11 protein-coding genes are annotated in these 11,695 nt (G+C 52.8%); 5 read left to right on the forward strand and 6 right to left on the reverse strand.

Annotated features, from left to right (window positions below; all coding sequences use genetic code 11):
• Positions 1-3: 3 nt before the first annotated feature.
• From Pla110_RS01380 to Pla110_RS01390, 3 genes are all read right to left on the reverse strand, one after another.
• On the reverse strand, positions 4-1,050 hold the full coding sequence (locus Pla110_RS01380; protein WP_144992453.1) for a 3-oxoacyl-ACP synthase III: 1,047 nt from the start codon (positions 1,048-1,050) through the stop codon (positions 4-6).
• A 380-nt stretch (positions 1,051-1,430) separates the two neighbouring features.
• Positions 1,431-1,640: a hypothetical protein gene (locus Pla110_RS01385; RefSeq protein ID WP_144992455.1), complete on the reverse strand. Its 210-nt coding sequence runs from the start codon at positions 1,638-1,640 to the stop codon at positions 1,431-1,433.
• A 390-nt stretch (positions 1,641-2,030) separates the two neighbouring features.
• Positions 2,031-3,020, reverse strand: coding sequence for a Gfo/Idh/MocA family protein (locus tag Pla110_RS01390; protein ID WP_144992457.1), 990 nt, complete (start codon positions 3,018-3,020; stop codon positions 2,031-2,033).
• 257 nt (positions 3,021-3,277) lie between these two features.
• Here Pla110_RS01390 and Pla110_RS01395 point away from each other — a divergent pair, with 257 nt between their 5' ends.
• The gene (locus Pla110_RS01395) at positions 3,278-3,877 is read left to right on the forward strand and encodes an anthranilate synthase component II (protein WP_144992459.1); all 600 of its coding nucleotides are present in this window, start codon (positions 3,278-3,280) and stop codon (positions 3,875-3,877) included.
• Positions 3,878-4,029: 152 nt separating this feature from the next.
• Positions 4,030-5,820 carry a hypothetical protein gene (locus Pla110_RS01400; protein ID WP_144992461.1) on the forward strand — a complete coding sequence of 597 codons (1,791 nt, stop codon included), beginning with the start codon at positions 4,030-4,032 and terminating at the stop codon, positions 5,818-5,820.
• Positions 5,821-5,827: 7 nt separating this feature from the next.
• On the opposite strand, the gene Pla110_RS01405 is transcribed toward Pla110_RS01400, so the two are convergent.
• Entirely contained in the window at positions 5,828-6,469 is a 642-nt protein-coding gene (locus Pla110_RS01405) for a hypothetical protein (RefSeq protein ID WP_144992463.1), read from the reverse strand.
• 232 nt (positions 6,470-6,701) lie between these two features.
• Between Pla110_RS01405 and Pla110_RS01410 the strand changes: the two genes are divergently transcribed.
• Together Pla110_RS01410 and Pla110_RS01415 are read left to right on the forward strand one after the other, a co-directional pair.
• Positions 6,702-6,890, forward strand: coding sequence for a hypothetical protein (locus Pla110_RS01410; protein ID WP_144992465.1), 189 nt, complete (start codon positions 6,702-6,704; stop codon positions 6,888-6,890).
• Positions 6,891-7,275: 385 nt separating this feature from the next.
• Positions 7,276-7,746, forward strand: coding sequence for a DTW domain-containing protein (locus Pla110_RS01415; RefSeq protein ID WP_144992467.1), 471 nt, complete (start codon positions 7,276-7,278; stop codon positions 7,744-7,746).
• Positions 7,747-7,990: 244 nt separating this feature from the next.
• On the opposite strand, the gene Pla110_RS01420 is transcribed toward Pla110_RS01415, so the two are convergent.
• Both Pla110_RS01420 and Pla110_RS01425 read right to left on the reverse strand, forming a co-directional pair.
• Positions 7,991-8,449, reverse strand: coding sequence for a hypothetical protein (locus tag Pla110_RS01420; protein WP_144992469.1), 459 nt, complete (start codon positions 8,447-8,449; stop codon positions 7,991-7,993).
• A 588-nt stretch (positions 8,450-9,037) separates the two neighbouring features.
• Complete coding sequence (locus tag Pla110_RS01425; protein ID WP_144992471.1) at positions 9,038-10,642, reverse strand: TrkH family potassium uptake protein; 1,605 nt, start codon at positions 10,640-10,642, stop codon at positions 9,038-9,040.
• A 219-nt stretch (positions 10,643-10,861) separates the two neighbouring features.
• Between Pla110_RS01425 and Pla110_RS01430 the strand changes: the two genes are divergently transcribed.
• Entirely contained in the window at positions 10,862-11,389 is a 528-nt protein-coding gene (locus Pla110_RS01430) for a CinA family protein (RefSeq protein ID WP_144992473.1), read from the forward strand.
• Positions 11,390-11,695: the final 306 nt, after the last annotated feature.

The following is an 11,695-nucleotide window of genomic DNA, read 5'->3' on the forward strand; positions in this document are numbered from 1 at the left end:
CTGTTACCACTGAGCACCCAGCATGATGCAGTTGAGGCCGCTACCAATGCCGAGCATGGCGACATTGTCGCCCGGTTTGATTTCACCCTTTTCGGATGCGATTGCGGCCGCCATCGGAAGTGCGGCGGCACCGGTGTTCCCAAGCCATTCCACGGTGGGGTAGTCGAGTCCTTCGGGAAGACCGAGTCGTTCCATCATCAGCTTGCGATGAGCGCGACCGACCTGATGCGTGACTGCCCGGTCGACGTCAGCGTTGGTCCATTCGAGAATTGGTTTCGTCTCTTCCCATGTCTTCGCGGCGAGTTCGACGCCGGCGTGCAGCAGGGCTTCCGAATCGGTATTCATACGGGGACGGGCGTCGCCGTGCAGATTTTGTTCGACTCCACCTTCGCAGAGAGCATGGCTGTCGGTATCGGCCAGAACGCGACCTCCCAGCAAACGGCGCCCAGTGGTGCTGTGGCGTTCGTGACAGAGGGCAATCGCGGCGGAACCGGAACCAATCGTGAGTGAAGCGAATGCAGGTTTGATGGATTGTCGGGTCAGGCTGTCGTCATGTAGGAGTGAATCGATCGTTCCTTCGACGAGGTTCCGACCTGTTTCAGTTCCCACGACAATGCCGGCTTCAATTCGTCCCAGTTCGATCAAGTCGGCGATGATGATCATCCCGTTTAATAAACCGAGGCAGGCGTTACTGATATCAAACACATACCCCGATTGCGGCAGACCGGCGGCGTGATGTACTTTGCAGGCGGTTGCCGGTTCCATTTGATCGCGACAGACGGATCCATGCACGAGTGCTCCGAACAGGTTGCGATCGAGACCGGAGTCTTCAACCGCTTTCTGCGCGGTAAGCGAACTGATTGTGCCGGGAAGCGTGCCGGGATCGTAGAACCGACGCTCTTTGATGCCCGACATTAATTCGAGACGGCCAGTGGGCAAGTGGAGACGGTCATATACAGGAGCGAGTTGCTCCTCAATCTCTTCCGACGTGACAATGTGCGGTGGTAGCGTATAGCTCAGCGCTTCAATACAGACATGTTGATAACGCATTAAGCTGACGCTGTCTTCTTTAATGTCGCGGAAAAGGAGGGGTCGCCGAGCCTTGTTCAATGTTAATTGATACGTCGAGGTGACACAACACATCGAGCAGATTCGGAAATGCCGGTCAAGCGTCGAAAAAGATGTCATCACGTCCGCTAACCAAGGGAGAAATCCCTCAGGGCGTACGCGACAGCATCGAGTGGTATCGCACGGCTAGACTAGCTAGCCGTGGCACCCATCCGTAAATTCGACATTCCTACTGAGTATTCAATTTATACCGAGTACACAGCAGGCATTCTGAAGACCCATCCATCCATGCAGAATGAATGCTCTCCAGGCCGTTGAATTGTCTCCCGCTCAAAGAGAAGGGGAGTATTTTCAATGGTCTGCTAGACTTTGGCGGCTTCGCCACTGGGAATCGCTTTCTCGAGCTGATCTTTCAGCCGAGTTAGCTCTGCCAGTTTGGCGGTGCGTTCATTGACGACGATCTCTGTTGGTTCGGCCGGTTCCATCATATAGGAACTACGGACGTAACGCAGACCGCGCATCAGGACATCGAGTTGTGGTTTGGTGAGGTCAATCGAAAGACTTTCGCTCATGGAAACTGTTGCTCCTGCGGGAAGAAAATATCGTACCAGATCCCTACCCAGTCGATCATCATGATCTCATAGCCTGGAGCCGATGTAGAGGGAGAATTCAGTCTTCCCGAACGGCATAATGGGGATCAAAAGCGGAACACGTCCATTGCGTTGCCATAATCCATTACGAAACAGCAAAGACATCATATAAAGAGGAAAGAGGGTTCTCAACTAGAGAAACCGTACCCTCCCCACAATATTTGGATTATCTTTCTTCAGATCGGACCAATCGGCCCTGCTTCTTTCAGATTGTTTTGAGCTCACTTAAAACCGCAATAATTGCCGAACTCGCGTTCAATATACAGAATGGGACAGTCGACAAAACGCGAAAATAACAGTGTCTGATCAGTCTTAAAGTGACGTCCAGCCCTCATCTCTGCTTGACTTTCGAATTGCTTCGATCACCCGCATATTGGCGACAGCATCTGTGATGGGGGTCGGGACCGTTTTTTCTTCCAGAATTGCCTGAGAGAACAAGTCCCCCTGAATGGTGTACTGGTCACAAACCTGAATCTCGGTCTGGTGGAGATTCTCTTCTGTTTCCAACCAGATCTTACAAGGCTCGTCCGGAGGGGCGTTGAAGGGAATTTCGATTTCGATTCTTCCTTCGGTTCCGAATATGTTAACCCTTTGGTAGGGAAAGAGTTGCGTGGAACACGTGAAGGTCGCTGTTCCTCTGCCGAATTCCATAACGACCGATGCGAGCCGGTCGACTTGGAAATCAGGGTCGTTCTCGACCAGTCCGAAAACGCGATTCGGCTCTGCGTCGAAGAGGAATCGGGAGAGAGAAATCGGATAACAACCGATGTCCATCAATCCGCCACCACCGGCCCCGGCCTGGTTCCGGATGTCGTCAGGATTGTTGTTAAAATAGGAGAAGTTGGTCTGGACCGTCCGGAGTTCGCCGATTTTTCCTTCCTCGACCCAGGTTTTGGCCTGCTTCCACTGGGGATGATGCCGGTACATGAAGGCTTCCATCAGTTTGAGATGGGGGGATCGGGCACCCGCGTCAACCAGTTGCTGCCCCTCTTCAGACGTCAAACCGATCGGTTTTTCGCACAGCACATGTTTTCCAGCGTCTAACGCCTTGATTGACCACTCGACATGCAGGTGGTTGGGCAGCGGATTGTAGATGGCGTCGATATCGGGATCGTCGAGGAGCTCTTCGTAAGAACCGTACGCCTTCGGAATTCCGAGGTCGGTTGCCGCGTATTTTGCTGTTTCCAGATTTCGAGAGGCGATAGCCGCAATCTCACAGAATTCCCCCTGCTGCATGGCGGGAATGACTTTGACTGTCCCAATTTTTGCGGTACTGAGAATTCCCCAACGAACCTTGTTCATGTTTTTCGATCTATACTGGTGGAGTGGAGGGGTGCAGGCGATGAAACTGCGTCAAGTATACGCAGACTAGGCTTGTGGATGCAAAACCCCGCATCCGAAGTCCTCTTTCCTTTTACGGATTCCCCCCATACATCCCTGATGTTCTGGCTAGGGCGTTTACCGAAGTCGGATCTGGTCGACCGTCCGAAGGGATGCTAAGATGCGTCGGTTACAGACCTATTCAATGATTCCCTCCCGCATTCCTCGGGCGATTCGATATGATTTTTGTTCTCGATAATTACGACTCTTTTACTTACAACCTGGTGCAGCGGTTCGGCGAAATCGATCCGTCGCTCGATATTCATGTTGCACGGAACGATCAGGTTTCCATCGCCGAGATCGAGGCTCTGCAACCGGAACGCATTTTGATTTCGCCCGGCCCCTGTACCCCGTCCGAAGCAGGTCTCTCTAAAGAGGTGATCGCCCATTTCGGCCCGAAGGTCCCGGTGCTGGGGGTCTGTCTTGGACACCAGAGCATGGCCGAAGTCTACGGAGCGAAAGTGGTCCGCCACACCCGGTTGATGCACGGCAAAGTTTCCGAGATTGAACACGACGGTGAGGGGGTCTTCGCCGGGCTGGATAATCCTTTCACGGCGACGCGTTACCACAGCTTGATTGTCCCCGAAGAGAGTCTTCCCCCCGAGCTCATACCCACCGCCTGGACGCGCGAGCCTGGATTCGAGCCTGAACTTATGGGGCTGAGGCACCGCGATTATTCTGTCCATGGGGTTCAATTCCACCCCGAGAGCTTTCTCAGTGTGGCGGGCGTTCAATTGTTGAAGAACTTTTTGAACTTGTCCTCCCCGGTAACTGTCTGAACCTGATTTGCGTTTCGGTCTGAATCGTTTTAGAGTGGTCTACCTTCTACACACTCTTCCGGGCTGATTCAGGTCACTGTGGATGTTCATTCTGGGATTTCCGTCCTGGCACGACCTGCGTGAGTTCCCCTCTCGCTGCAACGGTTCCCGCCATGTCTACAACTGATACGCCTGCTCTCGCTTCTTCTAATACGCCTTCGTCCTCACGCCTTACCTTCGGACAGATGCTGGCTCTACTCATTGCCTGCACGGTGGTGATTGGTGCCGGATGGGGAATTCGAGGTGCCTTTGGGCACTCGCGGGGGGCGATGATGCCTGGGGCGATGCTGGGGGCAACGCTCGTCGTTTGTGCGATGCGGCCAGACTGGTGGCGACGCGCGGCGATCATCATGTTCGCTTGCTCCATCGGGTGGGGTGTCGGCGGACAATCGAGCTATGGAATCATCATCGGTTATTCGATGGGAGGCACCCTGCGTAACAGTCTGTTTGGATATGCATCGCTCTGGTTGGTAGGCGGTTTATACAGTGGCATCGGCGCTGGTTTTCTGGCGTTGGCCTTAACCAAATCACGGTCGTGGCTCCAACAGTTCATCTGGCCGCTCACCATTATGTATCTGGCGTGGCTGTCGCTCTCTTATCTCAGCATGCTGGAACCCCTCTTTGAATCGCTACTGGGGCAGGGCGAAGCAACTGTGAATGCCTGGTGGCATCATCTCGATTTCTTCGTACAGAGTATTGAATACTACGAAGGGGGCGAAGAAGCTCGCGGTTTGACCTACTGGCTGCACGATACCATCTGGGCCTGCGTGTTGCTCACAATTGTCGTCAACGGGCTGCTTTGGATTGTCGTACCGCGCTGGCGAAATGCCAACGCTTTGATTCTTCTGTTGGCGGTCGGTTGGTTTGCCGGTATGTATATATTGATAGAATTACTCAGTTTAAGAATGAACCCGCACCGCGCCGAAACCTGGGCGGGTGTGCTGGGGATGCAGGTCGCTTTGGTCGGGTATTTCATTTCTCAACGCCACTGGGTGGGGTTCATGCTCGCCAGTTATGGTTTTATTGCCGGGGCAATCGGGTTCAGTGTTGGTGACTTTATCCAGATGACCGGTAATGCGAAATGGGGGCCGATTGGCGAATACGCCTGGCTGCAGGAGTTCGGGTACTGGACCGTGATGGAGCAACTCTTCGGTTGCTTCATGGGCTTTGGAACGGCCGTCGGATTGATCCGCCTTGTTAATAAAGGACTGGCACCACCCGAGGAAGATACCGCGAGTAAATCAATTGATCTCTTTGGTCTCTTTTTTGTTTTCGGTCCGTTACTGGTCTTCAATTTCCGGAAACCATTTCGAACTTGGATGGAGCACGATTCGATCAGCGATGTTCTGTTTACGTTCCCTATTAATAACGTCGCGTTCTTCTTTTCCTTTGTTTACCTGCTCGTGCTGTTATGCATGTTGAGTAAAATGCGAAAGCGAGAGTTGGCACTTGTGCCCGCCAGCCATTTGGGGCAGGCTCAGCTGTTGGCGTTCCTGGTTAACATTGCCGTCTTGATGATGTATCTGTTGATCGCCCAGGTCTCCGCGTCGAGCCTGTTTACATTCGTCTCGGCCATCATCATAGGGTTGTTAATCATCTTCTCTAAAACAGAGAAACCGGTCGACATCTCAAACGCGAACATTCCTGCGGAATCATTCACCTGGTTCCCTGGATTGCTGCACTGGATCCTCTGGCCCCTTTCGGCTTTTCTGCTGGTCGGACTGGCGTGGACTACGATGCAGTTTGAAATGAAACAGAAACAGTATCGGTTTGAAAGCGATGTTCCCACTCCCGAAGAAGAGCAGGTGGTGGAGCCTCCTCCCACGACATCCCTGTTCCCGTCGATACAGTTACCGGAGTTCGTCCGGCGGGATTATTCTTTAATGAATGACCACCGCAGCTAAATCGGCTTTACAGCATTTCCACCGTCGTGGAATTGGTGTGAGTGAATCGCAACGCCGCTTCGATACGAGTATGAAAGTCGTGTCGGTCGCCGAGGACGCGGAAATGGACTGTTCGTGTACCGTGTCGGTAGAGGGTCCAGTTCCGTTTGCGATTGCGGAACTGCTGGATGCTCGTATGCTCGATAAAAAGAACACCCGGATGTTGCATTAACAGTCTGGCCAGTAACTGAGGCGCGTGCGGGTCAAGGTCGGGGGGGGGCAACAGCGATTCGTTCCAGTTGTTTTCGTGAAAACGATGAGCAAGCCAGTCGATGAGCGCCGCCTGGGGCATCATCGATTTGACGGTCGACCACCAGTGGCCCGTTGTTGATTGGGGTTTCCAGCATGTCGCTTCATCGACCACGTCTCGCGTTTCCTGGGGAAGAAAGAGTAGCCCCTTCGTGGCGGAGTACAAATGGCCGGTTTGCGGTAACTCATTGCGAAGCATCTGCACCGACCCCAGGCGATCATCGAGAAATCCCATTCGTTCGGTCAGGACTTCGAGCGACGGGTCCGCGTCGGAGATGTCGACCCCCTCTGCGCAGAGGGCGCACCGGTACTGCACCGGTTCAACCCATCCCAGACAATGTCGACACAATACAAACGTCATCGCTTGCAACCCGGAAACAGTTCATCGCAACAGGACGGAGGGTATACAAATCGTAAGCCCTCCTTACAATGGGAAGGATACACTTCCCGCTGAAAACATCATACCCGGTTCCCGACGGATCGCCATCATCCAATCGGCGAGAAACATCCATTTTGGAAACTAGAAACAGTGCAACGGAGCCGATTCCCGCAGGGGCGGATCGTCCGAATCCATTCACAGAAGGAGCCTGCCCATGGCGCCCAAATTAAATAAAAAGCAGAAGAAGCAGATCGACGCCCTACGGACCAAAATCCAGAAAGCACAGGTGTTGCTGACCGCAGCCAAAAAACAACCCGACGACCCCAGCGACATCACTCGTCTGCAGAAAGAGATCGACGATCACAAACAACAGATCGAAACGATCCAGTCCACCCCCGGTTGAACCCCGTCTCGGGCAAGCACTCAATATTACCTACTCAACGTCATCCGCTTAACGCACCCGCATCATCCGCATTGCATCTTAGCCAATAGGTGATAGCAAAGGGGTGTTAGCTCATGGGTGTTAGCCAATTGATTTTAGCCAGTGGGTGCCCCGGCTAGCTCGTCTAGCCGGGCGGTTTCAAGTCCGGGTCACAATTGCTGGTCTTAGACTCCATTGTGGAGCAGAATTTGAACAGTCCAGGATTACCCATTGAACATCTATTGATGATTGAACACCCAATGGCACGGTTAGTCGAGCTAACCGTGGCACCCCAGACTTGGCGACCGGTTATTTATCGGTAGACAGAACACCACTCTTAACTCAAACTGATGACGCTGCCTGACTCATGCCTGTATCTCCCCCTCCACCGACCATTTTCATTGTGCATCCGAAAGAGAAGCGGAGCAAATGTTCGATTGAACCTTTGCGTGGTCGCGACGAATTCCGTTTCTGGAAATTCCCTCAACGTGGTTTGGAGTCGCTGGACAACTACGTCCGCTTGGGCATAGGTGGTCCAATCTTAAGCGAGGCCGATGCGGGGCAGGGCCTGTTGATTCTGGATGGCACCTGGCGTCTCGCCGAAAAGATGGAAGCGGATTACCAGCACCTTCCCGTCCGCAGTTTGGCTCCCACCTGGCAAACAGCCTATCCGCGAAAATCGAAAATCTTCGAAGACCCCAGCACCGGCCTCGCCACCATCGAAGCCCTCTACGCCGCGAACATCCACCTGGGAAGACCGATCGAAGGCTTACTGGACGAGTATCATTGGGGGGAGGAGTTCGTGGCGATGAATCGGACGTTGATTGCAGGCGGGTAGATATGTTGAACCACAAAGGCTCGAAGACACGAAGAGCTGGACAACTAACAAAACGACCTCCGATCACCGAGGCTTAATGAAAGCCAATCCTCTTTTGGATTCCAAGATCATTTGCTGCAGGAAACGTTTATGAACTTTCCATCATGGAAGCAATTGTTCGTGTTCCCTTGGTGTCTTCGTGTTTCAACTGAGCACGATGCAATACCCTGACAATCAGCGGTAGACAAAGCACTACATGAAATACTCAAGGCTCATCGAAACACTCATATTCTTCGCTCTCATCCTCGAACCAACCAAATAGTTGCCAACGCCAAACCCCTGTTTCGCCCGGTTTGTAAATGTATTCGGCAAATTCTTTACCGTCGCGTGTAATGAGACGAAGATTGTCGTAGTACAAAACCTGGTCACTGACACATGGAGTCAGTCTTCGATAATGGTCGCTCCCAAAATCCCTTTCCAGAATACGGGAGAACATTCGCTGCAAGGGGCCTCTTCTATTGGAATACAAAAAACCACCTTTTCCTATACTGTATCCTTCGATGGGTCCCGTTCGAATCTGGCATCCGAGACTTCCTTCGATTTCTTCAATGAGTTGATCGACGAGTCTCCGCCACGAGATTTCATCGACGCTCTCGAGAAAATCTCTCTTTGCTGTAAGGATTTCTATCGGTTGCATGTGCTTCTTGAGCTCAGAGGAATTCATAGCCTTAGATCGGTGTTTATGCCTGCATACGATCAATTTATCGATGCCGGCTAATTCGAAGGAGGATATGGCCATAACCAAACACGATCGGCTTCCATGTCGAGACGATATAGACCAGTATCTTCAATCACATACTGAAGTGCTGACCTCCAGTCTTCAAGTGTGGTCATATTTACAGACAGAATCAGTAGCGACTCTTCTTCGTGGTACACCACTGAAGAGACTTGGTCTTCTCTGATCATTGTGATTCGTAATCGTTGGGCCGTGCTAAACTTTCGATTTGATCGGAGCTCGGGAACCATCATTTTTTGCGTCGGAGTTGACAGAGTAAGAGTTCGATAGTCCGAGCGGTCATACTGAAGTTCGTCGAATATCGAGATGAGATTTCCACACCCTCGGCACGTCCCAGAGAAATGCCAATCCTGGTACGACTGTGACGGAGAACAATGTCGCCAGAAATAGATGCGTCCTTGTTGAGCTGAATGTTTCTGATTCATTTCATTTCTCAGACTAACAAAAGATATTTACCACTCTCTTATCTGTGTAAATCCGTGTCCATCTGTGGTTCCAAACGGATATCCCTTCCCCTTACTGGTTTCGCCAGAAGGTGGGGAAGAAGAGGACGAGGATGGCGAAGAGTTCGAGGCGGCCGAGGAGCATTAGCAGGGTGAGAAGAAGTTTGCCGGGGCCGGAAAAGCTGGAGTAGTTTTCTGCGGGACCGAGGACACCCAGACCAGGACCGATGTTGTTGAGGGACGAGGCGACGGCGCTCGCGCAGTCGAGCAGTTTTTCGGCTTTGACATTCTGTTCCCCCTTCTGCCATTGGTCGTCGGGTTCTATCGCGGCCAGCACCATCCAGCTGGAGATGAAAATAAACAGAACCAGGCTGAAGTAAACCATCACTTCATGCCGTAACGATTTGTCGACCGAGACGCCGAAGATTTTCAGGGAACGGACGACATTCGGGCGAAAGGCCTGTTCGACTTCCAGGCGGATGATCTTCGCGAAGAGCAGAAATCGGATCACCTTCAGTCCACCCGCCGTTGAACCAGAGCAACCCCCGATGAACATTAGCAGCAACAGCAGCCCTTTGGCGAACTCGCTCCACTCGTGAAAGTTCTCGGTGCCGTATCCAGTGGTCGTCATAATGGAGACAGAGGTGAACGTCGAATGGCGAAGACAGGTCAGGATGCTGTCGTAGATATCGTTCCACCAGAGAGACCAGGAGAGCGCGAGCGTCGCGAAGCAGAGAATGGCGAGGTACGTTTTTAACTCAGGATCTTTGTAAAGCGGAGCGAAACGTTGTTTGAGGCTGAAATGTTCGTTGCGGCTCGAATAACGAAAAACAAAGTAATAGAGCGCGAAGTTTGTTCCCGCCATCAGCATTCCGACGACGGTTGTCATTTCGATGGTGACTGACTGAAAGTGACCCAGACTTTTGTTAAACGTGCTGAATCCACCAGTCGCCAATGTTCCAAAGGTATGGCAGAGGGCATCATAGAACGTCATTCCTTCCAGCCAGTAGACCAACGTAAAAACCGCTGTCAACGACATGTAAATGGCCCACATCACGATGGCTGTTTCACGCACGCGCGGACGCACTGCCTCATTAATGGGGCCGGGGACTTCTCGGCGCATCAGTGCTTTCCCTCCGGCACCCAGTTGGCCGAGGATCGCGACGAAGAGCACAATAATTCCCATCCCGCCCAGCCAGTGGGTAAAACTTCGCCAGAAGAGGATGCAGCGGGGAATCAGCTTGGTGTGTTCACTTTCGGGGTCAGTTAATTGAGGATCTTCGAGCTGCGTCAGGACGGAGGCCCCCGTGGTGGTGAATCCCGAGACCGATTCAAAGAGGGCATCGACCACCGTCATCGGCTGGTCCGCTTCCCGGTAGGTGTGCGAGAAGAGGTAAGGCAAGCTTCCCAGAAAGCCGGCGAGCAACCAGCCGAGGCCCACGATGGCGAGCGCTTCTTTCCGGAGAATGTTGCTCCGTTCCTGCCGGCCCGTGTAGTAGAGGGCTCCACCAATGGTGAGACTGCACACGATTGAAAAGAGGAGTCCGATGAACCCCTGTGTCTCGAATGTCCGCGTCTGTCCCATGAACGGAAATGCCCAGGGAAGACTGACGACCATGGAACAGCCGATCAGAATTCCGAGCTGACCCAGAATACGGGAAAGGAGTAACCAGTTCATGTTGGGTGTTTATTTTCGCTGAATTAGATCGGAAGAGTCATCACGCGCAGGATAAGCTCTGCCGGTCCGGGTACAAAACGGGCCATTCTACCCGGTTCGTTACCTTCAGTTCACCTGTAATCGACTAAAATTCGTCCCATTCCCATAGTTAGGGAGACAGGATCCTGACTAAACTGAGAATTAGGACATCCTTGGAATAGCCACCTCGAAAGTAGCAACATGATCACTCCATCCGACCTCGATCGCCGGGCGGCCACCGTCTCCCACGAGCTTCAAAAACGGAACCTGAAACTGATCTGCGCGGAGAGCTGTACCGCCGGTTTGATTTCCGCCACTTTGAGCCGGGTACCGGGGGCATCGGAGTGGTTGTGTGGATCGGCCGTGGTGTATCGGTTCGATACCAAAGTGAACTGGTTGGGAGTTGAAAGAGAGAAACTGGACGACCCTGGTCCGGTCAGTTCCATTGTCGCCGAGCAGATGGCAGCGGGAGTCTTGCTCAAGACGCCGGAAGCGTGTTTGGCCCTATCAATTACGGGGGATTTCGGCCCGGTAGCGCCGGCGGAAACGGACGGAATCGCCTGGGTCGGAATCGCTGAACGGACAGAGCAGGGGAGCGGCATCGCTCTTTTTTCACAGCGGCTCGAGCTTCAGGATGAGACGACCGAAGGGGAGGGAATATTGCGCCATCGTCGCCATACAGAAGCGGTCTACCGGACACTCGGGCTCCTGCTGGAACACCTGAACTAAGCCCGCTCTCGTCTGTGACTTTTCCCTGCAGACTCCCGTCACGCCATTCTGAAAACCTGGGTGTCGGTCGACGCTGATTTGGGGCTCCCAAACCCCGGTCAGGCCTCTGGCTGGAATCGACCCACGGGAAAATTGCATTCCCGGTTGATTTTCCAGAAGTATATTTTCGGAGGAGAAAAGGCGACGACTTTTGATCACTTCACAAGTGGTTGTTTGACTTTATTTCACGTTTCGGGCCGTTCTACTTTTCACCTCTGGGAAGAGGAGGGGTTCACTATGTCTTACAAGCTCGATAGTTTATTTGAA

The sequence above is a fragment of the Polystyrenella longa genome (genome assembly GCF_007750395.1).
GTDB classification, from domain to species: domain Bacteria; phylum Planctomycetota; class Planctomycetia; order Planctomycetales; family Planctomycetaceae; genus Polystyrenella; species Polystyrenella longa.